The organism is Citrobacter sp. W9 (genome assembly GCF_026719375.1).
GTDB classification, from domain to species: domain Bacteria; phylum Pseudomonadota; class Gammaproteobacteria; order Enterobacterales; family Enterobacteriaceae; genus Citrobacter; species Citrobacter werkmanii.
The window spans coordinates 94,581-121,365 of record NZ_JAPPTE010000013.1 but is presented as its reverse complement, the minus strand read 5'-3'; the positions used below and the strand labels follow the sequence as shown (position 1 = coordinate 121,365).

At 50.9% G+C, this 26,785-nt stretch carries 19 protein-coding genes, 2 tRNA genes and 2 other RNA genes; 15 read left to right on the top strand and 8 right to left on the bottom strand.

Annotation, left to right across the window (positions count from 1 at the left end; translation table 11 throughout):
• Positions 1–317: 317 nt before the first annotated feature.
• The 5 genes from OOJ59_RS18165 to narI all read left to right on the top strand — a co-directional run bounded on the left by OOJ59_RS18165 (position 318) and on the right by narI (position 8,887).
• Complete coding sequence (locus tag OOJ59_RS18165; RefSeq protein WP_038641122.1) at positions 318–1,709, top strand: NarK family nitrate/nitrite MFS transporter; 1,392 nt, start codon at positions 318–320, stop codon at positions 1,707–1,709.
• 515 nt (positions 1,710–2,224) lie between these two features.
• The gene (locus tag OOJ59_RS18160) at positions 2,225–5,968 is read left to right on the top strand and encodes a nitrate reductase subunit alpha (RefSeq protein ID WP_137347843.1); all 3,744 of its coding nucleotides are present in this window, start codon (positions 2,225–2,227) and stop codon (positions 5,966–5,968) included.
• Complete coding sequence (gene narH, locus OOJ59_RS18155; RefSeq protein ID WP_038641118.1) at positions 5,965–7,503, top strand: nitrate reductase subunit beta; 1,539 nt, start codon at positions 5,965–5,967, stop codon at positions 7,501–7,503. The genes OOJ59_RS18160 and narH overlap by 4 nt, the downstream gene beginning before the upstream one ends.
• A complete protein-coding gene (narJ, locus tag OOJ59_RS18150) occupies positions 7,500–8,210 on the top strand; it encodes a nitrate reductase molybdenum cofactor assembly chaperone (protein WP_008784959.1) in 711 nt (236 codons plus the stop codon). The genes narH and narJ overlap by 4 nt, the downstream gene beginning before the upstream one ends.
• Entirely contained in the window at positions 8,210–8,887 is a 678-nt protein-coding gene (narI, locus tag OOJ59_RS18145; RefSeq protein ID WP_038641116.1) for a respiratory nitrate reductase subunit gamma, read from the top strand. The genes narJ and narI overlap by 1 nt, the downstream gene beginning before the upstream one ends.
• Positions 8,888–9,083: 196 nt before the next feature.
• On the opposite strand, the gene OOJ59_RS18140 is transcribed toward narI, so the two are convergent.
• The 6 genes from OOJ59_RS18140 to OOJ59_RS18115 all read right to left on the bottom strand — a co-directional run bounded on the left by OOJ59_RS18140 (position 9,084) and on the right by OOJ59_RS18115 (position 11,159).
• Positions 9,084–9,215: non-coding RNA, RtT sRNA (locus tag OOJ59_RS18140), on the bottom strand.
• 45 nt (positions 9,216–9,260) lie between these two features.
• Positions 9,261–9,345: transfer RNA gene (locus OOJ59_RS18135), tRNA-Tyr, on the bottom strand.
• A gap of 37 nt (positions 9,346–9,382) precedes the next feature.
• Positions 9,383–9,467: transfer RNA gene (locus OOJ59_RS18130), tRNA-Tyr, on the bottom strand.
• A gap of 28 nt (positions 9,468–9,495) precedes the next feature.
• Positions 9,496–9,637: non-coding RNA, RtT sRNA (locus OOJ59_RS18125), on the bottom strand.
• Positions 9,638–9,805: 168 nt separating this feature from the next.
• The gene (gene purU / locus OOJ59_RS18120; protein WP_006684274.1) at positions 9,806–10,648 is read right to left on the bottom strand and encodes a formyltetrahydrofolate deformylase; all 843 of its coding nucleotides are present in this window, start codon (positions 10,646–10,648) and stop codon (positions 9,806–9,808) included.
• Positions 10,649–10,703: 55 nt separating this feature from the next.
• Positions 10,704–11,159 carry a YchJ family protein gene (locus OOJ59_RS18115; protein WP_038641113.1) on the bottom strand — a complete coding sequence of 152 codons (456 nt, stop codon included), beginning with the start codon at positions 11,157–11,159 and terminating at the stop codon, positions 10,704–10,706.
• 111 nt (positions 11,160–11,270) lie between these two features.
• On the opposite strand from OOJ59_RS18115, the gene rssA reads away from it, so the two are divergent.
• The 3 genes from rssA to galU all read left to right on the top strand — a co-directional run bounded on the left by rssA (position 11,271) and on the right by galU (position 14,398).
• A complete protein-coding gene (gene rssA, locus OOJ59_RS18110; RefSeq protein ID WP_069324649.1) occupies positions 11,271–12,182 on the top strand; it encodes a patatin-like phospholipase RssA in 912 nt (303 codons plus the stop codon).
• A gap of 89 nt (positions 12,183–12,271) precedes the next feature.
• Complete coding sequence (gene rssB / locus OOJ59_RS18105) at positions 12,272–13,285, top strand: two-component system response regulator RssB (protein ID WP_038641109.1); 1,014 nt, start codon at positions 12,272–12,274, stop codon at positions 13,283–13,285.
• Between the two features lie 204 nt (positions 13,286–13,489).
• Complete coding sequence (gene galU, locus OOJ59_RS18100; protein ID WP_038641107.1) at positions 13,490–14,398, top strand: UTP--glucose-1-phosphate uridylyltransferase GalU; 909 nt, start codon at positions 13,490–13,492, stop codon at positions 14,396–14,398.
• A 138-nt stretch (positions 14,399–14,536) separates the two neighbouring features.
• Here galU and hns read toward each other — a convergent pair whose 3' ends face one another.
• Positions 14,537–14,950, bottom strand: a complete 414-nt coding sequence (hns, locus tag OOJ59_RS18095) for a histone-like nucleoid-structuring protein H-NS (RefSeq protein WP_003020723.1) — start codon at positions 14,948–14,950, stop codon at positions 14,537–14,539.
• Between the two features lie 629 nt (positions 14,951–15,579).
• Here hns and tdk point away from each other — a divergent pair.
• Entirely contained in the window at positions 15,580–16,197 is a 618-nt protein-coding gene (tdk, locus tag OOJ59_RS18090; RefSeq protein WP_038641106.1) for a thymidine kinase, read from the top strand.
• A gap of 239 nt (positions 16,198–16,436) precedes the next feature.
• Here the strand turns inward: tdk and adhE are convergent, their stop codons facing one another.
• Positions 16,437–19,115: a bifunctional acetaldehyde-CoA/alcohol dehydrogenase gene (gene adhE / locus OOJ59_RS18085; RefSeq protein ID WP_038641104.1), complete on the bottom strand. Its 2,679-nt coding sequence runs from the start codon at positions 19,113–19,115 to the stop codon at positions 16,437–16,439.
• 487 nt (positions 19,116–19,602) lie between these two features.
• Here adhE and ychE point away from each other — a divergent pair, with 487 nt between their 5' ends.
• From ychE to oppF, 6 genes are all read left to right on the top strand, one after another.
• Positions 19,603–20,250 carry an NAAT family transporter YchE gene (gene ychE, locus OOJ59_RS18080; protein ID WP_038643209.1) on the top strand — a complete coding sequence of 216 codons (648 nt, stop codon included), beginning with the start codon at positions 19,603–19,605 and terminating at the stop codon, positions 20,248–20,250.
• A 773-nt stretch (positions 20,251–21,023) separates the two neighbouring features.
• The gene (gene oppA, locus OOJ59_RS18075; protein WP_069324647.1) at positions 21,024–22,655 is read left to right on the top strand and encodes an oligopeptide ABC transporter substrate-binding protein OppA; all 1,632 of its coding nucleotides are present in this window, start codon (positions 21,024–21,026) and stop codon (positions 22,653–22,655) included.
• A 234-nt stretch (positions 22,656–22,889) separates the two neighbouring features.
• A complete protein-coding gene (gene oppB, locus OOJ59_RS18070) occupies positions 22,890–23,810 on the top strand; it encodes an oligopeptide ABC transporter permease OppB (protein WP_003020708.1) in 921 nt (306 codons plus the stop codon).
• A gap of 14 nt (positions 23,811–23,824) precedes the next feature.
• Complete coding sequence (oppC, locus tag OOJ59_RS18065) at positions 23,825–24,733, top strand: oligopeptide ABC transporter permease OppC (protein WP_008784950.1); 909 nt, start codon at positions 23,825–23,827, stop codon at positions 24,731–24,733.
• 11 nt (positions 24,734–24,744) lie between these two features.
• Entirely contained in the window at positions 24,745–25,758 is a 1,014-nt protein-coding gene (gene oppD / locus OOJ59_RS18060; protein ID WP_038641097.1) for a murein tripeptide/oligopeptide ABC transporter ATP-binding protein OppD, read from the top strand.
• Positions 25,755–26,759, top strand: a complete 1,005-nt coding sequence (gene oppF, locus OOJ59_RS18055) for a murein tripeptide/oligopeptide ABC transporter ATP-binding protein OppF (protein ID WP_006684288.1) — start codon at positions 25,755–25,757, stop codon at positions 26,757–26,759. The genes oppD and oppF overlap by 4 nt, the downstream gene beginning before the upstream one ends.
• Positions 26,760–26,785 lie beyond the last annotated feature (26 nt).

Genomic DNA, 26,785 nt, shown 5'->3' with positions numbered 1-26,785 from the left:
TCATAGAACAGAAACCCTTTTGAATAACGGTTCTGCTGCAGGCAGTGGCGTTATTCTCGGCGATACACTGGAGTATACCCATACCTCAAACGGGCTACCTCTTAATTGCCAGCCAAGGGGGAGGTCATGGGTCGGGGGGAGTAGAAGACGACAGAAGCGTGAAAAACCACATCTTTTTTACCGAAGTAATGTACTCATTTAGGGTGATGATAAATTTTAGGCATGAATAATGACACCTTTTCCTTTGATTTATATCAACTTACCTCCAGCTGTAAACCCTAAGGTTGCAGGCATCGAAACAAGTATCAGAGGTGTCTATGAGTCACTCATCTGCCCCGGAAAGGGCATCTGGAGCTGTAATTACAGAATGGCGGCCGGAAGATCCTGTCTTCTGGCAACAGCGTGGTCAACGAATCGCCAGCCGTAACCTGTGGATTTCCGTCCCTTGCTTACTGCTGGCGTTTTGCGTGTGGATGTTATTTAGCGCCGTAGCGGTGAACTTACCGAAAGTCGGCTTTAATTTCACCACGGAGCAATTGTTCATGTTGACGGCGTTGCCATCGGTTTCCGGCGCGCTGCTGCGTGTGCCGTACTCCTTTATGGTTCCCCTGTTTGGCGGACGCCGCTGGACGGCATTCAGCACCGGTATCCTGATCGTCCCATGCGTATGGTTAGGTTTTGCTGTGCAGGATACCACCACGCCATTTAGTACCTTTATTATTATCTCCTTACTGTGCGGTTTTGCCGGTGCGAACTTTGCATCAAGCATGGCGAATATCAGCTTCTTCTTTCCAAAACAAAAGCAAGGCGGTGCGCTGGGTCTGAACGGTGGTCTGGGCAACATGGGCGTCAGCGTAATGCAGTTGGTTGCTCCGCTGGTGGTCTCACTGTCAATCTTCGCTGCATTTGGTAGCCAGGGCGTTGAGCAACCGGATGGCACGCAATTGTATCTGGCAAACGCCGCATGGATTTGGGTTCCGTTCCTCGCTGTGCTGACGCTGGCTGCATGGTTTGGTATGAACGAACTGGCAACCTCAAAAGCGTCATTGAAAGCGCAATTGCCGGTGCTAAAGCGCGGGCACCTGTGGATCATGAGCCTGTTGTATCTGGCAACCTTCGGGTCATTTATCGGCTTCTCAGCCGGTTTCGCGATGCTGTCAAAAACGCAGTTTCCTGAGGTACAGATCCTGCATTACGCCTTCTTTGGCCCGCTGATTGGCGCGCTGGCGCGCTCAGCTGGCGGTGCAATTTCTGACCGTCTGGGCGGAACTCGCGTGACGCTGGTGAACTTCGTGCTGATGGCTCTCTTCAGTGCCTTGCTGTTCCTGACGCTGCCAACCAATGGCGTAGGGGGCAACTTTACCGCTTTCTTCGCGGTGTTCCTGGCGCTGTTCCTGACGGCCGGTCTGGGCAGTGGTTCAACCTTCCAGATGATCTCCGTTATCTTCCGCAAACTGACGATGGACAGAGTGAAAGCGGAAGGCGGGTCAGAAGAGAAGGCGATGCGTGAAGCGGCAACCGACACTGCGGCTGCGCTCGGTTTTATCTCTGCCATTGGCGCGATTGGCGGCTTCTTTATCCCCAAAGCATTTGGTACTTCCCTGGCGTTAACGGGCTCACCTGTTGATGCGATGAAAGTCTTTGTGATCTTCTATGTCGCCTGCGTGGTTATCACCTGGGCGGTGTACGGACGTCATTCTAAAAAGTAAAAAAGTGGTATACACAAAATCATTCGAATTGCGTCAAGGCGGCAAGTGAGAAATCCCCAGGAGCTTACTGTAGTAAGTGACTGGGGAGAACGAGCGCAGCCAACGCAGAGGCAGTTTGAAGGATGAAGTGTAGGTTGATTATCCATTGCGCGGCGTTAGACCGCGCTTTTTTTTGCCTGCTATTAGTTACAACATACTCTTGTGTTGTGACATGACAACATCCTGTGAGAACGGTGCTCGCAATATGCCTGGCAGGGGGGATACCCCTTAATACCCACTTATAAAGAATTTAACATTTGCATGATAAGTGGATTTTAAAAAATTATTTAAATTCAATGTGTTAATTGATTCACTGATATCCTACTTAGGGGGTATGTGAAAAACGCCCCTCATTTTTCATCCCTGTCTGCCTTGATCGTTATCAATTCTCACGCCCTTTCAGAGCGTTACCTTCGCTGGCAAATAAGCAATGTCGATTTATCAGAGAGCCGTCAGGCTCCTACAGGAGAAAACCGATGAGTAAATTCCTGGACCGGTTTCGCTACTTCAAGCAGAAGGGCGAAACCTTTGCCGATGGGCACGGCCAGCTTCTCAATACCAACAGGGACTGGGAGGACGGATATCGCCAGCGTTGGCAGCATGACAAAGTCGTGCGTTCAACCCACGGCGTAAACTGCACCGGTTCATGCAGCTGGAAAATCTATGTGAAAAATGGTCTGGTGACCTGGGAAACCCAGCAAACTGACTACCCACGCACCCGTCCAGATATGCCAAACCACGAGCCTCGCGGCTGCCCGCGTGGTGCGAGCTATTCCTGGTATCTCTACAGCGCTAACCGTCTGAAATACCCGCTGATGCGCAAACGTCTGATGAAGATGTGGCGTGAAGCCAAAAAACTGCACAGCGATCCGGTAGATGCCTGGGCATCCATTATCGAAGACGCCGACAAAGCAAAAAGCTTCAAACAAGCGCGTGGTCGTGGCGGCTTCGTTCGCTCCTCCTGGCAGGAAGTCAATGAACTGATTGCCGCTTCTAACGTGTACACCATCAAAACCTATGGTCCTGACCGCGTCGCAGGCTTCTCGCCGATCCCGGCGATGTCGATGGTTTCTTACGCATCCGGCGCACGCTATATGTCGCTGATTGGCGGTACCTGCCTGAGCTTCTATGACTGGTACTGCGACCTGCCGCCGGCTTCTCCGCAAACCTGGGGCGAACAGACCGACGTCCCTGAATCCGCTGACTGGTACAACTCCAGCTACATTCTTGCATGGGGTTCTAACGTCCCGCAGACCCGTACTCCGGATGCGCACTTCTTTACTGAAGTTCGCTATAAAGGCACCAAAACGGTAGCGATTACGCCGGACTACGCGGAAATCGCCAAACTGTGCGACCTGTGGCTGGCGCCGAAGCAGGGGACCGATGCGGCGATGGCAATGGCGATGGGTCACGTCATGTTGCGCGAGTTCCACCTCGATAACCCGAGCCAGTACTTCACCGACTACGTTCGTCGTTATACTGACATGCCAATGCTGGTGATGCTCGAAGAGCGCGACGGCTATTATGCTGCTGGTCGTATGCTGCGTGCAGCGGATCTGGTTGACTCTCTGGGCCAGGAAAATAACCCGGAATGGAAAACCGTCGCTATCAACAGCAACGGTGAAATGGTTGCGCCAAACGGTTCAATTGGTTTCCGTTGGGGCGAAAAGGGTAAATGGAACCTCGAGCAGCGCGACGGTACATCGGGCGATGAAACCGAACTGCAACTCAGTCTGCTCGGTAGCCAGGATGACATCGCTGAAGTCGGCTTCCCCTATTTTGGCGGCGAAGGTACCGAACACTTCAATAAAGTTGAACTGGAAAACATTCTGCTGCACAAATTGCCGGTTAAACGTCTGCAACTGGCCGACGGTTCTACCGCGCTGGTGACGACCGTTTACGATCTGACCATGGCCAACTACGGTCTGGAACGCGGTCTGAACGATGAAAACTGTGCAACCAGCTACGATGACCTGAAAGCGTATACGCCGGCATGGGCAGAGAAAATTACCGGTGTATCGCGCGCTCAAATCGTGCGCATCGCCCGCGAATTTGCGGATAACGCCGATAAAACGCACGGTCGTTCGATGATTATCGTCGGTGCAGGTCTGAACCACTGGTACCACCTCGATATGAACTATCGCGGCCTGATCAATATGCTGGTGTTCTGCGGCTGTATCGGCCAGAGCGGCGGCGGTTGGGCCCACTATGTCGGCCAGGAAAAACTGCGCCCGCAAACCGGCTGGCAGCCGCTGGCGTTTGCGCTGGACTGGCAGCGTCCGCCTCGTCATATGAACAGCACCTCTTACTTCTATAACCACTCCAGCCAATGGCGCTATGAGACGGTTACCGCACAGGAATTGCTGTCCCCGATGGCAGACAAATCCCGTTATAGCGGTCATTTGATTGACTTCAACGTTCGCGCTGAACGAATGGGGTGGTTACCGTCTGCACCGCAGTTAGGGACTAACCCGCTGCGTATCGCTGAAGAAGCGCAGAAAGCCGGCATGACGCCGGTGGATTACACCGTTAACGCCCTAAAAGACGGTTCTCTTCGCTTTGCGGCGGAACAGCCGGAAAACGGCAAAAACCATCCGCGTAACCTGTTTATCTGGCGTTCCAACCTGCTCGGATCTTCCGGTAAGGGCCACGAGTACATGCTGAAGTACCTGCTGGGTACTGAACACGGTATTCAGGGGAAAGATCTCGGCCAGCAGAGCGGCGTGAAGCCAGAAGAAGTGGAATGGCAGGACAACGGACTGGACGGCAAGCTGGATCTGGTGGTGACGCTGGACTTCCGTCTGTCGAGTACCTGTCTGTATTCCGATATCGTGCTGCCGACCGCAACCTGGTATGAAAAAGACGACATGAATACCTCGGATATGCATCCGTTTATTCATCCGTTGTCTGCCGCCGTTGACCCGGCCTGGGAATCGAAGAGCGACTGGGAAATCTATAAAGCCATCGCGAAGAAATTCTCTGAAGTGTGCGTGGGCCACCTCGGTAAAGAAACCGACGTTGTTACGCTGCCGATTCAGCACGATTCCGCCGCTGAGCTGGCGCAGCCGCTGGACGTGAAGGACTGGAAAAAAGGTGAGTGCGACCTGATTCCTGGCGTTACCGCGCCGCACATCATGACCGTAGAGCGTGATTATCCGGCAACCTATGAACGCTTTACCTCCATCGGCCCGCTGATGGAAAAAATCGGTAACGGCGGGAAAGGGATTGCCTGGAATACCCAGAGCGAAATGGATCTGCTGCGTAAGCTCAACTACACCAAGGCTGAAGGCCCGGCGAAAGGCCAGCCCTGGCTTAATACCGCCATTGATGCCGCCGAGATGATCCTCACCCTGGCGCCGGAAACTAACGGTCAGGTAGCCGTTAAAGCCTGGGCTGCGCTGAGTGAATTTACCGGTCGTGACCATACGCATCTGGCGCTGAATAAAGAAGACGAAAAAATTCGTTTCCGCGATATACAGGCGCAGCCGCGCAAAATTATCTCCAGCCCGACATGGTCAGGCCTGGAAGATGAACATGTGTCTTATAACGCCGGTTATACCAACGTTCATGAGCTGATCCCATGGCGTACGCTGTCTGGTCGCCAGCAGTTGTATCAGGATCACCAGTGGATGCGTGATTTCGGTGAAAGCCTGCTGGTTTACCGTCCGCCAATCGATACCCGTTCAGTGAAAGCGGTGATCGGCGAGAAGTCTAACGGTAACCCGGAAAAAGCGCTCAACTTCCTGACGCCGCACCAGAAATGGGGTATCCACTCCACCTACAGCGACAACCTGCTGATGCTGACATTGTCGCGCGGTGGTCCGATCGTCTGGATGAGTGAAACGGATGCGAAAGACCTGGGGATCGAAGATAACGACTGGATCGAGGTCTTCAACAGCAACGGTGCATTAACTGCCCGCGCTGTTGTCAGCCAGCGTGTGCCGGCCGGGATGACCATGATGTACCACGCGCAGGAACGTATCGTTAACCTGCCGGGTTCAGAAATCACCCAGCAGCGCGGCGGGATCCACAACTCGGTGACCCGTATTACGCCGAAACCGACCCACATGATCGGCGGCTATGCACAGTTGGCCTACGGCTTTAACTACTACGGCACCGTCGGTTCAAACCGCGATGAGTTCGTCGTTGTACGTAAGATGAAGAACATTAACTGGTTGGATGGCGAAGGCAATGACCAGGTACAGGAGAGCGTAAAATGAAAATTCGTTCACAAGTCGGCATGGTGCTGAATCTTGATAAGTGCATCGGCTGCCACACCTGTTCAGTGACCTGTAAAAACGTCTGGACCAGCCGTGAAGGTATGGAGTACGCCTGGTTCAATAACGTGGAAAGTAAGCCTGGCGTCGGTTTCCCCAATGACTGGGAAAATCAGGAGAAATGGAAGGGCGGCTGGATCCGTAAAATCAACGGTAAACTGCAACCGCGCATGGGTAACCGTGCGCTGCTGCTGGGTAAAATCTTTGCTAACCCGCATCTACCGGGTATGGATGACTACTACGAGCCGTTTGATTTCGACTATCAGAATCTGCACACCGCGCCGGAAGGCAGCAAAGCGCAGCCGATTGCCCGCCCGCGCTCGCTAATTACTGGTCAGCGGATGGACAAAATCACCAGCGGTCCGAACTGGGAAGAAATTCTGGGCGGCGAATTCGAAAAACGCGCCAAGGACCAGAACTTCGAAAACATGCAGAAGGCGATGTACGGCCAGTTCGAAAACACCTTCATGATGTACCTGCCGCGCCTGTGCGAGCACTGCCTTAACCCGGCGTGTGTGGCGACCTGCCCGAGTGGTGCTATCTACAAGCGTGAAGAAGATGGCATCGTGCTGATCGACCAGGACAAGTGCCGCGGCTGGCGTATGTGCATCACCGGCTGCCCGTACAAGAAGATTTACTTCAACTGGAAGAGCGGGAAGTCCGAGAAGTGCATTTTCTGCTACCCGCGTATCGAAGCGGGTCAACCGACCGTTTGCTCCGAAACCTGTGTTGGCCGTATCCGTTATCTCGGCGTACTGCTGTATGACGCAGATGCGATCGAAAGCGCGGCCAGCACTGAGCACGAAAAAGATCTGTACCAGCGTCAACTGGACGTGTTCCTCGATCCGAACGATCCGGCTGTCATTGAACAGGCGCTAAAAGATGGTATTCCACTGAGCGTCATCGATGCTGCACAACAGTCTCCGGTTTACAAAATGGCGATGGACTGGAAGCTGGCGCTGCCGCTGCATCCGGAATACCGCACGCTGCCGATGGTCTGGTACGTGCCGCCTTTGTCACCGATTCAATCTGCCGCCGATGCGGGCGAGCTTGGCAGCAACGGCATTCTGCCGGATGTAGACAGTCTGCGTATCCCGGTTCAGTACCTGGCGAACCTGTTGACCGCTGGCGACACTCAGCCGGTACTGTTGGCGCTGAAACGTATGCTGGCAATGCGTCACTACAAACGTGCGGAAACTGTTGACGGAAAAGTTGATACCCGTGCGCTGGAAGAGGTGGGATTAAGCGAAGCGCAGGCACAGGAAATGTATCGTTACCTGGCGATTGCTAATTACGAAGATCGTTTCGTGGTGCCAAGCAGCCATCGTGAACTGGCGCGTGAGGCATTCCCGGAGAAAAGCGGTTGTGGCTTTACCTTCGGCGATGGTTGCCACGGTTCTGATACCAAATTCAATCTGTTCAACAGCCGCCGCATCGACGCTGTTGATGTGACCAGCAAAACGGAGCCGCACCAATGATTGAACTCGTCATTGTTTCGCGTCTGCTCGAGTACCCGGATGCTGCCTTATGGCAGCATCAGCAGGAGCTTTTCGATGCACTCGCGTCATCTGAGAACCTGGATAAAGAGGATGCCCAGACCCTGGGCGTTTTCCTGCGCGATTTAACCGCGCAGGACATGCTGGATGTACAGGCCGCTTACAGCGAACTGTTTGACCGGGGCCGCGCCACATCGCTGCTGCTGTTTGAACATGTCCACGGGGAGTCCCGCGATCGCGGTCAGGCGATGGTTGACCTGATGGCACAGTATGAACAGCACGGTTTGCAGCTCGACAGCCGTGAACTTCCCGATCATCTGCCGCTGTATCTGGAATACCTTGCGCAGTTGCCGAAAAGCGAAGCGTTAGGTGGTTTACAGGATATCGCGCCGATTCTGGCTTTGCTCAGCGCTCGCTTGCAACAGCGTGAAAGCCGTTATGCGGTGCTGTTTGATCTGCTGCTAAAACTGGCAAATACCGTTATCGACAGCGACAAAGTGGCTGAAAAAATTGCGGATGAAGCGCGTGATGATACACCGCAAGCGCTTGATGCGGTCTGGGAAGAAGAGCAGGTGAAATTCTTCGCCGATCAGGGGTGTGGCGAGTCGGAAATCTCCGCTCACCAGCGTCGTTTTGCCGGGGCCGTTGCGCCGCAGTATCTGAATATCACCACCGGAGGACAGCAATAATGCACTTCCTGAATACGTTCTTCTTTGACATCTATCCGTACATCGCGGGTTCTGTCTTTCTGATCGGCAGTTGGCTGCGTTATGACTATGGACAATATACCTGGCGCGCGGCGTCCAGTCAGATGCTGGATCGCAAAGGGATGAACCTGGCGTCAAACCTGTTTCATATCGGGATCCTGGGCATTTTTGCCGGGCACTTTCTGGGCATGTTGACGCCGCACTGGATGTACGAAGCGTGGCTACCGCTGGAAGTGAAACAAAAGATGGCTATGTTTGCGGGCGGCGCCTCAGGCGTGATGTGTCTGGTCGGCGGCGTGCTGCTGCTGAAACGTCGTCTGTTCAGCCCACGCGTGCGGGCCACCACCACTGGTGCGGATATTCTGGTGCTGTCCATTCTGGTTATCCAGTGTGCTCTTGGCCTGCTGACTATTCCGTTCTCCGCTCAGCATATGGACGGTAGCGAGATGATGAAACTGGTGAACTGGGCGCAAACGGTGGTGACCTTCCACGGCGGCGCGTCTGAATATCTGGATGGCGTGGCGTTTATCTTCCGCATGCACTTGGTGTTGGGTATGACGCTGTTCCTGCTGTTCCCGTTCTCGCGTCTGGTGCACATCTGGAGCGTTCCGGTCGAGTATCTGACCCGCAAATACCAGATTGTACGCGCGCGTCACTAATCGGTTATCAGTGTAAGACAAAACCCTGCTCCGGCGGGGTTTTTTTATGCCTGTTTGCCGGATGACGGCGTAACCGCCTTATCCGGCCTACGCAGACGTCAGCTCTCTGTAGGCCTGATAAGCGCAGCGCATCAGGCCTATTGCGGGCACGATAGGGCATTGCAGTTGGATTGGGTGTCGATGCTTTATGAAAAGATGGTGGTGGGGGAAGGATGACTCCGCGCTGTGCGTTTCGCCCTTCGGGTCGTTGCCTGCGGCAACGCTTTCTCGCTGACGCTCGAACCGAACCTTAATCGAAGCTTCTCATCCTTCCCGCATGGGCAGAATATAGTGCAATAAGGTTTGATTTTGCTGAAGTGCGACAGGGAAATGATGGTGGTGGGGGAAGGATTCGAACCTTCGAAGTCGATGACGGCAGATTTACAGTCTGCTCCCTTTGGCCGCTCGGGAACCCCACCAGGGGTATACTTATTTTTGAGAACTTACAAGAATGAATGGTGGTGGGGGAAGGATTCGAACCTTCGAAGTCGATGACGGCAGATTTACAGTCTGCTCCCTTTGGCCGCTCGGGAACCCCACCACAGGGTAAATTCATTATGCTGCTTGCATTCTATAGCGGGAAGGATTATTCGGAGCTAAAGCTCCTCACCCTTCGGGCCGTTGCCTGCGGCAACGTTCTCTCACTATCGCTCGAGTCGAACCTTGAAGTCGATGACGGCAGATTTGCAGTCAGCTCCCTTATGATCGCTCGGGAACCCCACCACGGGGTAATGCTTATTACTGGCCTGCTTCTGTTGGAAGCGGGGCGCATCATAACAGATGATGCGCCCCTGTAAAGTATTCCGTTGATAAAAAAGAACTGGTTGCCTGATTTTTACGCGTAAAGATGTAAAGGTAACCAATTAAATTATCAATCGATTACAGAATGATCGTTCGGTTACCATAAACAAATACGCGTTGAGCCAGAACCTGATACAGCGCGCGACTTAATACATTTTTTTCAACGTCACGGCCGGCACGCATCATGTCTTCTGCGGTGTAGGTGTGATCAACATGAATTACGTCCTGCATAATGATAGGGCCTTCATCGAGGTTATCATTCACATAGTGGGCCGTTGCGCCAATGATCTTCACCCCGCGCTCGTAAGCCTGGTGGTATGGGCGAGCGCCAATAAATGCCGGCAGGAATGAATGGTGAATATTGATAATCTTATTCGGGAAGCGTGAAACAAAGGTCGGCGTCAGTACGCGCATGTATTTTGCCAGCACGACATAATCAGGTTGGTGCGCGTCGATAGCATCGGCCATTTTCTGGTCGTGTTCGTCACGGGTTAAACCTTCGTGACTGACCAGTTCAAACGGAATATCAAAGCGCTCAACCAAAGGACGCAGCGTCTCGTGGTTACCGATCACCGCAGCGATTTCAACATCCAGCCCGCCATAATTGGCCTTCATTAACAGATCGCCCAGACAATGCGCTTCCTTGGTCACTAAAATAACGATACGGCGGCGTCCTGCCGGCGTTAATTCACGGATGGAACCATCTGGTAAGGCGCTATCAAGATCGGCAAGCAGCGTGACATCATTAAAAATGCCCTCCAGCTCGGTACGCATAAAAAAGCGCCCGGTACGGTGGTCCACGAACTCATTATTCTGCACGATATTCAGTTCATGCTTGTAACAGATATTTGTAATGCGCGCGATCAGACCTTTTTGGTCCGGGCAAATAGTACGCAGCACTTTTCGTTGTAATGAATGCATTTGCAGCGGTGATCCTATTGAGAATGTTTGCAAAATTGATACTGTCGGGCGTTGATTAGCCGCAGCACTTCTTAAATTTTTTACCCGAGCCACAAGGGCAGGTGTCGTTTCGTCCAATTTGAGGGCGTGTACCGTCTATATAGTACCACTGACCGTTTTCTTTTAAAAAACGAGAGCGTTCGATAATTGCGCCAGTTTTTCCCTGTTCAGAAAACCGCGCGACAAAACTGACGTAGCCAATATTTTCTGAATCTGCCGTGTGTTGCTCAAAAACGGTCAGCCCCAGCCATTCGGTATGCGTAAATCCTGCGATAATGTCGTCACGAAACGCAGCGGCATGGCAGTCCGGATGCCAGGTCTTGATAAGGTAATCTGCGTCTTTCATCACAAAAGCGCAGTAACGAGAACGCATGAGGTGTGACGGCGTAGGTGCTACTTGCGCGCCGGACACATAACGGTAGCAACATAGGCTATACTCGACAGCGCTACCACAGGGACAAAGCTGAGACACAAAGTACTCCCTGGAATAAAAAAACGGCGTAAAAACGCCAGGGTGGCACTATGTTAACTGAGCGGTAGCGATGTTGCTACGTCTGCAAGCCAGGGGAAGTTTGTACGTACAATGAGAAAAATTAAAATTGGGCTGGCGCTAGGTTCCGGCGCGGCGCGCGGCTGGTCGCATATCGGCGTGATTAAAGCCCTTAAGCATATGGGGATTGATGTTGATATTGTGGCAGGGTGCTCCATTGGTTCGCTGGTTGGCGCTGCCTACGCCTGCAATAAGTTGCCTGCACTCGAACAGTGGGTTTGTTCATTCAGTTATTGGGACGTCTTACGCCTGATGGATCTCTCCTGGCGCAGAGGAGGACTACTGCGCGGAGAACGTGTGTTCAACCAGTACCGTAATGTCATGCCGGTAGAAGCGATTGAACAATGCACACGCCGTTTCGCAACTGTTGCAACCAATTTAAGTACGGGTCGGGAACTCTGGTTCACCGAAGGTGATTTGCACCTGGCTGTCCGGGCATCCTGCAGTATTCCTGGTCTGATGTCCCCTGTAGCGCATAATGGCTACTGGTTGGTCGATGGCGCGGTGGTGAATCCCGTCCCCGTTTCCCTGACGCGTGCGCTGGGCGCCGATATCGTTATTGCGGTCGACCTGCAACACGATGCGCACCTCATGCAGCAAGATTTACTCTCCTTCAACGTCAGTAGCGATGCTGAATCAGGCGATGGCGCTGACGAACTCTCATGGCATGGCCGTCTGAAAGAGCGTCTGAGCAACATTACGGCGAGGCGGACAGTGACCGCGCCGACGGCGATGGAGATCATGACAACCTCTATTCAGGTTCTGGAAAATCGTCTGAAACGTAACCGTATGGCTGGTGACCCGCCTGATATCCTGATTCAGCCGTTTTGTCCGCAAATATCCACGCTGGATTTCCACCGCGCCAGTGCAGCAATTGCTGCCGGGCAGTTGGCGGTTGAGAAGAAAATGGATGAGCTTCTACCTCTGGTGAAGACCAACGTCTAGGCATTTTTTATCAATACTTAAGTTAAATCTGACAGGCGTGAGTAGCAATAGCATGCCACTATTTATTAAAGCCAGTCAGGGGGGAGAATATGACGCAGCCATTGGTCGGAAAACAGATTCTTATCGTTGAGGATGAGCCGGTATTCCGCTCACTCATGGACTCATGGTTTTCCTCTTTGGGAGCGACAACGGCGGTGGCCGGCGATGGGCTTGAAGCACTGGATTTACTTGGCCATTTTACGCCTGACTTGATGATCTGCGACCTGGCAATGCCACGAATGAACGGTCTTAAACTGGTTGAGTATTTACGAAATCGGGGCGATCAAACGCCAATACTGGTGATTTCAGCGACGGAAAACATGTCTGATATAGCCAAAGCGCTGCGACTCGGTGTGGACGACGTTCTTCTGAAACCGGTGAAGGATCTTAATCGTCTGCGAGAAACGGTTTTTGCGTGCCTGTATCCCAATATGTTCAATTCGCGGGTTGAAGAAGAAGAGCGGCTGTTTCGCGACTGGGATGCCATGGTGGACGATCCTGCCGCTGCAGCAAAGCTGTTGCAGGAGCTACAGCCTCCTGTATCGCAAGTGATTTCACAATGTCGCATAAACTATCGGCAATTGGTTGCCGCCGATCAACCGGGACTGGTGCTGGATATTGCGCCGCTGTCGGATCACGACCTTGCTTTTTATTGTCTGGATGTCACGCGGGCAGGGGATAATGGCGTGCTGGCCGCATTATTACTGCGAGCCCTATTTAACGGTTTGCTGCAGGAGCAACTGACGCAACAAAATCAGCGGCTGCCAGAGTTAGGGGCATTATTGAAACAGGTGAACCATTTGCTGCGTCAGGCTAATTTACCCGGCCAGTTTCCCTTGCTGGTAGGGTATTACCACAGCGGGTTAAAAAACCTGATTCTGGTATCAGCAGGACTGAATGCGACATTAAATACCGGTTCCCATCAGGTACAAATCAGCAATGGCGTACCGCTGGGAACGCTTGGCAATACCTATCTTAATCAGTTGAGCCAGCGCTGTGAGTCATGGCAGTGCCAAATTTGGGGGGCGGGTGGTCGCCTGCGCCTGATGTTGTCTGCGGAATGAACAATTGAGCGAGGGAGGAATGAAATTGCTTCACCTCCCTCATGCTGCGAGTGCTACTATCAGCGCCAGATTTATTCGTATTTGTCTTAATTATACCGACGTGCGTCCTTTTCAGACCAGAGGCTTACCGCTGTACTGATATACTTGGATGCGATACAGATTGATGAACACGTTCAATACATGAACAGTCCAGGAGAGTTTTAAATGGCTGCTATTAATTCAAAAGTCAAAAAGGCCGTTATCCCGGTTGCGGGATTAGGAACCAGGATGTTACCGGCTACGAAGGCAATCCCGAAAGAGATGCTACCGTTGGTTGATAAGCCATTAATTCAGTACGTGGTAAACGAATGTATTGCTGCGGGTATCACTGAAATTGTACTTGTAACTCACTCGTCTAAAAATTCCATTGAAAACCACTTCGATACCAGCTTTGAGTTAGAAGCTATGCTGGAAAAACGTGTAAAACGTCAGTTGCTGGAAGAAGTGCAATCTATTTGTCCGCCGCATGTCACTATTATGCAGGTACGTCAGGGGCTGGCTAAAGGTCTGGGTCACGCAGTATTGTGCGCGCACCCGGTTGTTGGCGATGAACCGGTTGCGGTTATTCTGCCAGACGTAATTCTGGATGAATATGAATCAGATTTATCCCGTGAAAACCTCGCCGAAATGATTCATCGTTTTGATGAAACCGGCAGCAGCCAGATTATGGTCGAGCCCGTAGAAGATGTTACCGCTTATGGCGTAGTGGATTGTAAAGGCGTTGAATTAGCGCCGGGCGAAAGCGTGCCGATGGTTGGTGTTGTTGAAAAGCCGAAAGCGAATGTTGCGCCATCTAATTTGGCAGTCGTGGGCCGCTATGTTCTCAGTGCGGATATCTGGCCTCTGCTGGCAAAAACGCCTCCGGGAGCGGGTGACGAAATTCAGCTCACTGACGCTATCGATATGCTGATTGAAAAAGAAACGGTTGAAGCCTATCACATGAAGGGCAAAAGCCATGACTGTGGTAATAAGCTGGGCTATATGCAGGCGTTCGTTGAATATGGTATTCGCCATAATACCCTCGGAGCTGAATTTAAAGCCTGGCTGGAAGAAGAGATGGGTATTAAGAAGTAACCACCAGTAATTATCAGGTCAGAGCGGCGCTGTTAATCCAGCGCCGTTTTTTTTATACCTAATCCGGGTAGGGGCCATGCGAAGTACAGGTAAAAAAAATCCCGCCAGTGGCGGGATTTTAAGCAAACCATTTCTGAATTATTCCTTGATCAGGAAATCGTCCAGTTGTTTACCTTGTTCTTCCATCGCTTTTTTGATCACAGCCGGTGTACGACCCTGGCCAGTCCAGGTTTTAGTTTCACCGTTTTCGTCAACATAGCTATATTTAGCCGGACGCGCAGCGCGTTTAGCTTTGGTGCCAGATTTAACAGCAGCCATGCTATTCAGCAGCTCGTTCGGATCAATACCGTCAGCAATCAGCATTTCACGATATTGTTGCAGTTTACGAGTACGTTCTTCAACTTCAGCAGCGGCAGCGCTTTCTTCTTCACGACGCTCGCTAACTACAACTTCTAATTTTTCCAGCATTTCTTCAAGCGTTTCCAGAGTACATTCTCTTGCCTGCGCACGAAGAGTACGGATGTTGTTCAGAATTTTAAGTGCTTCGCTCATTGTAGTAATCTCAAACTTATATTGGGGGTGGTTTGTTGAGCTAATAATAGAGCGATAATTTCAGTTGTGCAATAGCCAGGAATGTAAGGAATTCAAAATTGCGCTTTATTTAGTATCAGAATTAATTCCTCTGTCTTAAATTCTCCGTGATGTTGGGCATAAAAAAGGCTTATTGGCGGGGGGGCTTCTCAACGGTTGAGAGTAAAAATTCAAGATTCAGGTCACATTTTATCGTGTTCAAATAGTATCACTTTGCAGTGATTTCAACCTTTTGTATTAGTTTTGCTTACGTGAATTCGCTATTACATGCGGCGGTGGGGCGATTCAATAACAATAAGGGAACGGTTTCTTAATTGTCGACCCTTGATAAGCGAGGCCGATCAATTTCATGAGCACTATTTGTGAAAGAATGTGTATATACGGTTCAGCCCCAGCCTGTTTGGGTTAAGACGTCGCGCTATCATACTCCCAGCCATAAAGAGCACCAGCATTCTCTGGTTATTAAGGCGGCACTGAGCGAATCGGTACGCTTCTTTATACGTCTTTCGGGGCAACGCTGCACCGACATGTTCGTGAAATATGCTACAATCCCGCCCATATTTATTTCCCCAGATGAGGGCCTACGGTCAATGGCACAGCTATATTTTTACTATTCTGCAATGAATGCCGGTAAGTCGACTGCATTGCTGCAATCTTCGTACAATTATCAGGAACGTGGAATGCGCGCTGTAGTATATACAGCGGAAATTGATGACCGTTTTGGCACTGGAAAAGTAAGTTCACGTATAGGTCTGTCGTCACCTGCAAAATTGTTTAACCAAAATTCATCATTGTTCGAAGAGATTCGCGCCGACAATGCGCAGCAAAGAATTCACTGTGTACTGGTTGATGAGTCTCAGTTTCTGACGCGACAACAGGTTTATGAATTATCTGAAGTTGTCGATCGGCTGGATATTCCCGTGTTGTGTTACGGTTTACGCACCGATTTTCGTGGTGAGCTATTCTGCGGCAGTGAATACCTGCTTGCGTGGTCAGATAAGCTGGTTGAATTAAAAACTATTTGCTTCTGTGGCCGTAAGGCCAGCATGGTGCTACGTCTTGATCAGGCCGGAAGACCTTTTAACGAAGGCGAGCAGGTGGTTATAGGCGGAAACGAGCGCTATGTGTCGGTATGCCGTAAGCATTATAAGCAAGCGCAGTCTGAAGGCTCTCTGACGGCAATACAAGAACGACACAGCCACGATTAACCCTATGCGCTTCTGGGCGCTTATAAACACAGGGTAGGCCACAACCATTCATGCGTGTCTCTACCCTGTCACACGCTCTTCTGACGCCATCCTGGCTTCCTCCCTGCAAGTAATCTTCACCAGGCCATATCTCACAAGTGGTTGAGTCAGGTATTACCTGATTTTGGTCGTGTAAGGTACAAAAAAAACGGTCCCGAAAAGGGACCGTTTATAGTCAGACTAAAACTTTTCTGAAGGAATTAAGCGGATTTCTTCGCTTTTTTCTCAGCTTTCGGTGCAGCTACTGCTTCAGCCTTAGCGGTGGTTTCACCTTCGCTGTACTCACGGCCGTAGTAGGTATCCAGCAGAATCTGCTTCAGCTCAGCAATCAGCGGATAACGCGGGTTAGCACCAGTACACTGGTCGTCAAACGCATCTTCAGACAGTTTGTCAACGTGTGCCAGGAAGTCAGCTTCCTGCACGCCAGCTTCACGGATAGACTTAGGAATACCCAGTTCAGCTTTGATTTCGTCCAGCCAGCCCAGCAGTTTCTGGATTTTCGCGGCAGTACGGTCGCCCGGTGCGCTCAGACCCAGGTGGTCGGCGATTTCAGCATAGCGACGACGCGCCTGCGGACGGTCGTACTGGCTGAATGCTGTCTGTTTGGTCGGGTTGTCGTTCGCGTTGTAACGAATAACGTTGCTGATCAGCAAGGCGTTCGCCAAACCGTGAGGAATGTGGAACTGAGAACCCAGCTTGTGCGCCATGGAGTGACATACACCCAGGAAGGCGTTCGCAAATGCGATACCGGCGATGGTCGCTGCACTGTGTACACGCTCACGGGCTACCGGGTTCTTGGAACCTTCGTGGTAGGACGCTGGCAGGTTTTCTTTCAGCAGTTTCAGCGCCTGCAGAGCCTGACCGTCAGAGAACTCAGAAGCCAGTACGGAAACGTAAGCTTCCAGAGCGTGAGTAACGGCATCCAGACCACCGAACGCACACAGGGACTTCGGCATATCCATCACCAGGTTGGCATCGACAATCGCCATATCCGGGGTCAGGGCGTAGTCAGCCAGCGGATATTTCTGACCGGTTGCATCGTCGGTCACAACCGCAAACGGTGTTACTTCAGAACCGGTACCGGAAGTGGTGGTGACGGCGATCATTTTCGCTTTCACGCCCATTTTCGGGAACTTGTAGATACGTTTACGGATATCCATAAAGCGCAGCGCCAGTTCTTCGAAGTGGGTTTCCGGGTGTTCGTACATAACCCACATAATTTTCGCGGCGTCCATCGGGGAACCACCACCCAGCGCGATAATCACGTCTGGTTTGAAGGAGTTAGCCAGCTCAGCGCCTTTACGAACAACGGTCAGAGTCGGGTCAGCTTCAACTTCAAAGAACACTTCGGTTTCAACGCCAGCCGCTTTCAGAACAGAGGTGATCTGGTCAGCATAGCCATTGTTAAACAGGAAGCGGTCGGTCACGATCAGCGCACGTTTGTGACCATCAGTAATCACTTCATCCAGCGCGATTGGCAGAGAGCCACGACGGAAGTAGATAGATTTCGGAAGTTTGTGCCACAACATGTTTTCAGCTCGCTTAGCAACGGTTTTCTTGTTGATCAGGTGCTTAGGACCAACGTTTTCAGAGATGGAGTTACCACCCCAGGAACCACAACCCAGAGTCAGGGAAGGTGCGAGTTTGAAGTTGTACAGGTCACCGATACCACCCTGAGAAGCAGGGGTGTTAATCAGGATACGCGCGGTTTTCATCATCTGACCGAAGTAAGCAACGCGTTCTGGCTGGTTATCCTGGTCGGTGTACAGGCAAGAGGTATGACCGATACCGCCCATCGCAACCAGTTTTTCAGCTTTGTCCACTGCGTCTTCGAAGTCTTTCGCACGATACATAGCCAGCGTCGGAGACAGTTTTTCGTGAGCAAACGGTTCGCTTTCGTCAACAACCTTAACTTCACCAATCAGAATCTTAGTGGTTTCTGGTACGGAGAAGCCTGCCAGTTCAGCAATTTTGTAGGCTGGCTGACCAACGATAGCGGCGTTCAGCGCGCCATTTTTCAGGATAACGTCCTGAACAGCTTTCAGCTCTTTGCCCTGCAGCAGGTAGCCGCCGTGAGTGGCGAAACGCTCACGTACTGCGTCGTATACAGAGTCAACCACGACAACAGACTGTTCAGAAGCACAGATTACGCCGTTATCGAAGGTTTTAGACATCAGAACAGATGCAACAGCACGTTTGATATCAGCGGTTTCGTCGATAACAACAGGGGTGTTACCTGCGCCTACGCCGATTGCCGGTTTACCGGAGCTGTATGCCGCTTTAACCATGCCTGGACCACCGGTCGCAAGGATCAGGTTGATGTCCGGGTGGTGCATCAGCGCGTTAGACAGTTCTACGGAAGGTTGATCGATCCAGCCGATCAAGTCTTTCGGCGCGCCAGCAGCGATTGCCGCCTGCAGAACGATGTCAGCAGCTTTGTTAGTGGCATCTTTAGCACGCGGATGCGGAGAGAAGATGATGGCGTTACGGGTCTTCAGGCTGATCAGAGATTTGAAGATAGCAGTAGAAGTCGGGTTAGTGGTTGGAACGATACCGCAGATGATACCAATCGGTTCAGCAATAGTAATGGTACCGAAAGTGTCGTCTTCAGACAGCACTCCACAGGTTTTTTCATCTTTGTAAGCGTTGTAAATGTATTCAGAAGCAAAGTGGTTTTTAATCACTTTATCTTCGACAATGCCCATGCCAGATTCGGCAACGGCCATTTTCGCGAGAGGGATTCGAGCGTCTGCGGCAGCCAGAGCGGCGGCGCGGAAGATTTTGTCAACCTGTTCTTGAGTGAAACTGGCATATTCACGCTGGGCTTTTTTTACGCGCTCTACAAGTGCGTTAAGTTCAGCGACATTAGTAACAGCCATAATGCTCTCCTGATAATGTTAAACTTTTTTAGTAAATCATCTGCTCGATACGAGAGTATAGACAGACCGACGAAAATTTGTGTAACGGTTTGAAAATCAAACGGTTAATTAACGTCCACTTTACCTTGATTTACTAAAAGAGCTTATACGCAAGCGCCAGATAACTTTTACGCTTTACCTCCAGGGGACGTAAGCAAGGTTACTCACTTCTGAGTAGTAATTGCGTGATCTGGATCAAGATTTCGCAAAGCTGACACCTTTCAGCAGGCCCTTTTAGCGTTTCTCGGTAAGTGTTAAAAAATTGAGGTGATGAATGCTAATCACATTAGCATATTTAATACATATTAATAACACTAAGTATTAGTAGCGTATTTACGTAGATATACGCAGATAGAAGGTGAAGTATGCTGACAAAAGGCGTATCTTCAGCGCGGATTTTTCCAATTTTTATGACTCATTTTATCCGGCTAACGCTTCGGAGCTAACCGTGATCCAAACGCTATTTGATTTTCCTGTTTATTTTAAATTTTTTATTGGGTTATTTGCCCTGGTTAACCCGGTAGGGATCATCCCGGTCTTTATCAGTATGACCAGCTACCAAACTGCGGCTGCGCGAAACAAAACCAATCTCACGGCAAACCTGTCGGTCGCTATCATCCTGTGGACTTCGCTGTTCCTGGGCGACGGTATCCTGCAACTTTTCGGTATCTCTATAGATTCGTTCAGGATTGCCGGCGGTATTCTGGTTGTGACTATCGCGATGTCGATGATTAGTGGCAAACTTGGCGAAGATAAGCAGAACAAACAGGAAAAATCAGAAACCGCCATTCGTGAAAGCATTGGCGTGGTGCCGTTGGCATTGCCCCTGATGGCGGGACCGGGGGCAATTAGCTCGACCATCGTTTGGGGGACGCGTTACCACAGTGCGATTAATCTGTTTGGCTTTTTTATCGCGATTGCGTTGTTTGCCTTGTGTTGTTGGGGGCTGTTTCGCATGGCGCCGTGGTTAGTGCGCTTGCTGGGGCAAACGGGGATCAACGTTATTACGCGTATTATGGGGCTGTTACTCATGGCCTTAGGGATTGAATTCATTGTTACTGGTATCAAATCCATTTTCCCCGGTTTGCTTGCCTGATATTCCTTCTTCACTATAAACGGAGCCGCTGTTGGCTCCGTTTCCTTTCATTATCAGTAAAACTTCTCACTAAAGTTGATAATCAGCATAACAGTAATGAAAAATGCTGATGGTTAACGATTTAGTTATTCATTGATTTTATGGATATAACACTCAGCACTGCGTCAGAGGGAGCACGATATTGCTGTTATTTTATTAACATCATACTCTGGGGCTTGCTGTGGGATTATCGAAATGTTATTAGTTATTTCAGCGTTTTTTTTAGATGAATGTGCTAATTAATAATCAATTGTTAAATTTATGTGCATTTTGGCATCGTGTTGATACCGGACAGGGACGTCAACTATGCCCATCAGCCAATCCATTGATTATTAATGTTTTATTGCCATGAATTTTCATTCGTAAGCCTTTGTCAGCGAGATTTATTTCTAATAAAAGAGAATTGGTTAACAAATTTGTAAAATGTATTGGCGGTGAAGAAACGCATTTGGTACTTTCCGGCCAGGTATTTTGCAGAAGAATTGACGTTGATGAGAATGATTTTCACTTGTTTTCTCTCAACAGGCTAATAGCGTGTTTCCGGCAGGGGAGACACGTAGATAATCGACGCAAGGCGGTCGTACGAATCGCCAGAATAAATAAAGTCGGTGATAGCAAGCAGTAAAACAATAAACCACCTGACGGCAGAAAATCTCCGGTGCCGTACAGGGATCCTGACAGGATTAACAGTCTGGTTAAAAAACCAGCCATAATAATGAGGGAGTACAAACACAATGACGAACATCACTAAAAAAAGTTTAGTAGCTGCGGGGATCCTCACTGCGCTAATCGCTGGAAATGTGGCCACGGCGGCAGTTGTGCCAGCGGGTGTGCAGCTTGCTGAAAAGCAGACTCTGGTGCGTAATAACGGTTCGGAAGTTCAGTCTCTCGACCCACATAAAATTGAAGGGGTGCCGGAATCCAACATTAACCGGGACCTGTTTGAAGGTTTATTAATCAGCGATGTCGATGGCAAACCATCGCCGGGCGTGGCTGAGAAATGGGACAATAAAGATTTTAAAGTCTGGACGTTCCATCTGCGTAAAGATGCTAAATGGTCTGACGGTACACCTGTTACCGCGCAAGATTTTGTGTACAGCTGGCAACGTTTGGCTAACCCAAATACTGCCTCACCGTACGCCAGTTATTTGCAGTACGGTCATATCGTCAATATTGATGACATCATCGCCGGTAAAAAGCCGGTCACCGATCTCGGTGTGAAAGCGATTGATGATCATACTTTTGAAGTAACCCTGAGCGAACCTGTTCCTTATTTCTACAAACTGCTCGTGCACTCTTCCGTTTCACCGGTTCCTAAAGCCGCCGTTGAAAAATACGGCGATAAGTGGACTCAGCCCGCCAACATTGTCACTAACGGCGCGTATAAACTGAAGGACTGGGTGGTTAACGAGCGCATTGTGCTTGAGCGTAATACCAACTACTGGGACAACGCCAAAACCGTAATTAACCAGGTGACCTACCTGCCAATTTCTTCTGAAGTGACTGACGTTAACCGCTATCGCAGCGGTGAAATCGACATGACCTATAACAACATGCCGATCGAGTTATTCCAGAAACTGAAAAAAGAGATCCCGAACGAAGTTCACGTTGACCCGTATCTGTGCACCTATTATTACGAAATCAACAACCAGAAAGCACCGTTCAACGATGTTCGTGTTCGTACCGCTCTGAAGCTGGCGATGGATCGTGACATCATCGTCAACAAAGTGAAAAACCAGGGCGACCTGCCTGCCTATAGCTTTACGCCTCCTTACACCGATGGCGCGAAACTGGTTGAGCCAGAGTGGTTCAAATGGTCACAGGAAAAACGTAATGAAGAAGCGAAGAAACTGCTGGCTGAAGCCGGTTATACCGCTGAAAAACCGTTGACCTTTGACCTGCTGTATAACACCTCAGACCTGCACAAGAAGCTGGCTATCGCCGCAGCTTCTATCTGGAAGAAAAATCTGGGCGCTAACGTCAAGCTGGAAAACCAGGAGTGGAAAACATTCCTCGATACGCGTCATCAGGGCAACTATGATGTTTCACGTGCGGGCTGGTGCGCGGATTACAACGAACCAACTTCCTTCCTGAATATGGTGCTGTCCGACAGCTCCAACAACACTGTTCACTATAAGAGCCCTGCATTTGACAAGCTGATTGCAGATACCCTGAAAGTGACAGATGAAGCGCAGCGCAGTGAGCTGTATTCGAAAGCGGAGCAGCAACTGGATAAAGATTCTGCGATTGTACCGGTTTATTACTATGTTAACGCCCGCCTGGTGAAACCATGGGTTGGCGGATACTCCGGTAAAGACCCGATGGATAATATCCATGTAAAAGACTTGTATATTATCAAGCATTAATGGCAAGACGTGGGGCAATCAATTTTGCCCCACAGTGTCTTTTTTCATCGCACTATTCACACCTCTTCGAATGAAAAGGGGGATACCCTAAATAATTCGAGCTGCAGGAAGGCGGCGACGCAACGAATCCCCGGGAGCTTACGAGTAGTAAGTGACCGGGGGGAGTGAGAAAGCCAACGCACCTGCGACTGGAAGTATGACGGGTATAAAGGCACACGCCGGAAGGTACGGGTTATGTTGAAATTTATATTACGTCGCTGTCTGGAAGCGATTCCGACGCTGTTTATTCTTATTACGATTTCATTCTTTATGATGCGCCTTGCGCCGGGAAGCCCATTCACCGGGGAACGCGCATTGCCGCCAGAAGTGCTGGCTAATATTGAAGCGAAATATCATCTCAATGATCCCATCTCCACACAGTATTTCAGCTACCTGAAACAACTGGCACATGGCGATTTTGGGCCATCCTTTAAATATAAAGATTACACGGTTAACGACCTTGTCGCTTCAAGTTTTCCGGTGTCAGCGAAGCTTGGCGCAGCGGCCTTTATTCTGGCGGTGCTCGTCGGCGTTAGTGCTGGGGTGATCGCCGCGCTGAAGCAAAATACGCGCTGGGACTACACGGTAATGGGGGTCGCGATGACCGGGGTGGTTATCCCCAGTTTCGTCGTTGCTCCCTTATTGGTCATGATATTCGCCATAACGTTGAAATGGCTGCCCGGCGGTGGCTGGAACGGCGGGGCGTTGAAATTTATGATCCTGCCGATGGTGGCGTTATCGCTCGCCTATATCGCCAGTATCGCCCGTATTACCCGCGGCTCAATGATTGAAGTGCTGCACTCAAACTTTATTCGTACCGCGCGCGCCAAAGGGCTGCCGATGCGGCGGATTATTTTCCGCCATGCGTTAAAACCTGCGCTGCTACCCGTGCTGTCTTATATGGGACCGGCATTTGTCGGCATAATCACTGGTTCAATGGTCATTGAAACCATTTATGGTTTGCCGGGCATTGGGCAACTGTTCGTCAATGGCGCCTTAAATCGCGATTATTCGCTGGTCCTGAGTCTGACCATTCTGGTCGGTACGCTGACTATCGTGTTTAACGCGATTGTCGATGTGCTGTATGCCGTTATCGATCCGAAGATTCGTTACTGATACTGGAGCTCGCTATGATGTTAAGTAAGAAAAACAGCGAGGCGCTGGAGAATTTCAGTGAAAAGCTGGAGGTCGAAGGTCGCAGCCTGTGGCAGGACGCGCGTCGCCGATTTATGCATAACCGCGCGGCGGTGGCAAGCCTGGTGGTGCTGGTGATTATTGCGCTGTTTGTGACGCTGGCACCAATGCTGTCGCAGTTTACCTACTTTGATACCGACTGGGGAATGATGTCCAGCGCGCCGGATATGGAGTCCGGGCACTACTTTGGCACCGACTCATCAGGTCGCGACCTGCTGGTGCGTGTGGCGATTGGCGGGCGCATCTCGCTGATGGTTGGCATTGCCGCCGCGTTGGTGGCGGTCGTGGTTGGCACGCTGTATGGTTCTTTGTCGGGTTATCTCGGCGGTAAAATCGACTCGGTAATGATGCGCCTGCTGGAAATCCTCAACTCCTTCCCGTTCATGTTCTTCGTGATCCTGCTGGTGACCTTCTTTGGACAAAACATCCTGCTGATTTTTGTCGCTATCGGAATGGTTTCCTGGCTGGATATGGCGCGTATCGTGCGTGGACAAACGCTGAGTCTGAAGCGCAAAGAGTTTATTGAGGCGGCGCAAGTCGGTGGGGTGTCTACCGTGCGCATCGTTATCCGTCATATTGTGCCAAACGTATTGGGGGTTGTGGTGGTCTACGCCTCGTTGCTGGTGCCCAGCATGATCCTGTTTGAGTCTTTCCTGAGTTTTCTGGGATTAGGGACGCAGGAGCCGTTAAGTAGCTGGGGCGCATTGCTGAGTGATGGCGCCAACTCAATGGAAGTATCGCCATGGCTGTTGCTGTTCCCGGCCGGTTTCCTGGTGGTTACTTTGTTCTGTTTTAACTTTATTGGCGATGGCCTGCGTGATGCCCTCGACCCGAAAGACCGTTAAGGAGCGCCGCCATGAGCGTAATTGAGACCGCAACCGCGCCGCTCGCGCAACAACAGGCTAACGCACTGCTGAACGTTAAGGATCTGCGCGTGACGTTTGCCACCCCCGATGGCGATGTTACTGCAGTAAACGATTTAAACTTTTCCCTGCGAGCCGGAGAAACGTTGGGTATTGTGGGTGAGTCCGGTTCGGGCAAATCGCAAACGGCGTTTGCCCTGATGGGGCTGCTGGCGGCGAATGGCCGTATCGGAGGTTCCGCTACGTTTAACGGGCGTGAAATATTGAATTTACCGGAGCACGAGCTGAACAAACTGCGCGCCGAGCAAATCTCAATGATTTTTCAGGATCCGATGACCTCTCTGAATCCGTACATGCGGGTCGGAGAGCAACTGATGGAAGTTCTCATGCTGCACAAAGGCATGAGTAAAGCAGAAGCGTTTGAAGAGTCAGTAAAAATGCTGGATGCGGTGAAAATGCCGGAAGCGCGCAAGCGCATGAAAATGTATCCGCATGAATTCTCTGGCGGAATGCGTCAGCGCGTAATGATCGCCATGGCGCTGCTGTGCAGACCAAAATTATTGATCGCCGATGAGCCGACTACCGCGCTCGATGTTACGGTACAGGCGCAAATTATGACGCTGCTGAATGAACTGAAAAGTGAATTTAACACCGCAATTATCATGATCACCCACGATCTGGGGGTTGTCGCCGGTATTTGTGACAAAGTGCTGGTGATGTACGCCGGACGAACCATGGAATATGGCAGTGCACGGGATGTCTTTTATAAGCCCGTTCATCCGTATTCAATTGGTTTGCTGAATGCCGTACCGCGTCTGGACGCCGAAGGGGAAGAGATGTTGACTATCCCGGGCAACCCGCCGAACCTGCTGCGTCTGCCAAAAGGCTGTCCGTTCCAGCCGCGCTGCCCGCATGCGATGGAAATCTGTAGCAGTGCCCCACCACTGGAGGAATTTAGTCCGGGCCGTCTGCGCGCCTGCTTTAAACCGGTGGAGGAACTGGTATGAATACGGTCACCGAACAACGAAAAGTACTCCTTGAAATTGCCGATCTCAAAGTCCATTTCGACATTAAGGATGGTAAGCAGTGGTTCTGGCAACCGTCGAAATCCCTGAAAGCGGTTGATGGCGTCACCCTGCGATTGTATGAAGGTGAAACCCTTGGCGTGGTGGGGGAATCCGGCTGCGGAAAATCGACCTTTGCCCGGGCGATTATCGGTCTGGTGAAAGCCACTGATGGAAAGGTCGCCTGGCTGGGGAAAGATTTGTTGGGTATGAAACCTGATGAATGGCGGGAGGTGCGCAGTGATATCCAGATGATTTTCCAGGATCCGCTGGCGTCATTAAACCCGCGTATGACCATTGGTGAAATTATTGCCGAGCCGCTGCGGACTTATCATCCGAAACTGCCGGGGCAGGAAGTCCGTGACCGCGTGAAGGCAATGATGATGAAGGTTGGGTTGCTGCCAAACCTGATTAACCGTTACCCGCATGAGTTTTCCGGCGGCCAATGTCAGCGTATCGGTATTGCCCGCGCGCTGATTCTCGAACCGAAACTGATTATCTGTGATGAACCGGTTTCTGCGCTGGACGTATCCATTCAGGCCCAGGTCGTCAACCTCCTGCAGCAGCTACAGCGTGAAATGGGGCTGTCATTAATTTTCATTGCCCACGACCTGGCGGTGGTTAAGCATATCTCCGATCGCGTACTGGTGATGTATCTCGGACACGCAGTGGAATTAGGCACCTATGACGAGGTGTACCATAATCCGCTGCACCCCTATACCAAAGCGCTAATGTCTGCTGTGCCGATCCCCGATCCGGATATGGAAAGGAACAAAGTTATCCAGTTGCTGGAAGGCGAGTTGCCGTCGCCGATTAATCCTCCTTCGGGCTGTGTGTTCCGTACGCGCTGCCCGATTGCCGGACCAGAGTGTGCAAAAACACGCCCGGTTCTAGAAGGCAGTTTTCGACACGCCGTTTCCTGCCTGAAAGTAGACCCGCTATAATCGTGAGGGCTGACAAAGGTCAGCCC

Bases quoted from the DNA above. Each gene is read 5' to 3' on its own strand.
- OOJ59_RS18165 (WP_038641122.1), top strand. From the start codon at position 318: ATGAGTCACTCATCTGCCCCGGAAAGGGCATCTGGAGCTGTAATTACA.
- OOJ59_RS18160 (WP_137347843.1), top strand. From the start codon at position 2,225: ATGAGTAAATTCCTGGACCGGTTTCGCTACTTCAAGCAGAAGGGCGAA.
- narH (WP_038641118.1), top strand. From the start codon at position 5,965: ATGAAAATTCGTTCACAAGTCGGCATGGTGCTGAATCTTGATAAGTGC.
- narJ (WP_008784959.1), top strand. From the start codon at position 7,500: ATGATTGAACTCGTCATTGTTTCGCGTCTGCTCGAGTACCCGGATGCT.
- narI (WP_038641116.1), top strand. From the start codon at position 8,210: ATGCACTTCCTGAATACGTTCTTCTTTGACATCTATCCGTACATCGCG.
- purU (WP_006684274.1), bottom strand. From the start codon at position 10,648: ATGCATTCATTACAACGAAAAGTGCTGCGTACTATTTGCCCGGACCAA.
- rssA (WP_069324649.1), top strand. From the start codon at position 11,271: ATGAGAAAAATTAAAATTGGGCTGGCGCTAGGTTCCGGCGCGGCGCGC.
- rssB (WP_038641109.1), top strand. From the start codon at position 12,272: ATGACGCAGCCATTGGTCGGAAAACAGATTCTTATCGTTGAGGATGAG.
- galU (WP_038641107.1), top strand. From the start codon at position 13,490: ATGGCTGCTATTAATTCAAAAGTCAAAAAGGCCGTTATCCCGGTTGCG.
- hns (WP_003020723.1), bottom strand. From the start codon at position 14,950: ATGAGCGAAGCACTTAAAATTCTGAACAACATCCGTACTCTTCGTGCG.
- tdk (WP_038641106.1), top strand. From the start codon at position 15,580: ATGGCACAGCTATATTTTTACTATTCTGCAATGAATGCCGGTAAGTCG.
- adhE (WP_038641104.1), bottom strand. From the start codon at position 19,115: ATGGCTGTTACTAATGTCGCTGAACTTAACGCACTTGTAGAGCGCGTA.
- oppA (WP_069324647.1), top strand. From the start codon at position 21,024: ATGACGAACATCACTAAAAAAAGTTTAGTAGCTGCGGGGATCCTCACT.
- oppB (WP_003020708.1), top strand. From the start codon at position 22,890: ATGTTGAAATTTATATTACGTCGCTGTCTGGAAGCGATTCCGACGCTG.
- oppC (WP_008784950.1), top strand. From the start codon at position 23,825: ATGATGTTAAGTAAGAAAAACAGCGAGGCGCTGGAGAATTTCAGTGAA.
- oppD (WP_038641097.1), top strand. From the start codon at position 24,745: ATGAGCGTAATTGAGACCGCAACCGCGCCGCTCGCGCAACAACAGGCT.
- oppF (WP_006684288.1), top strand. From the start codon at position 25,755: ATGAATACGGTCACCGAACAACGAAAAGTACTCCTTGAAATTGCCGAT.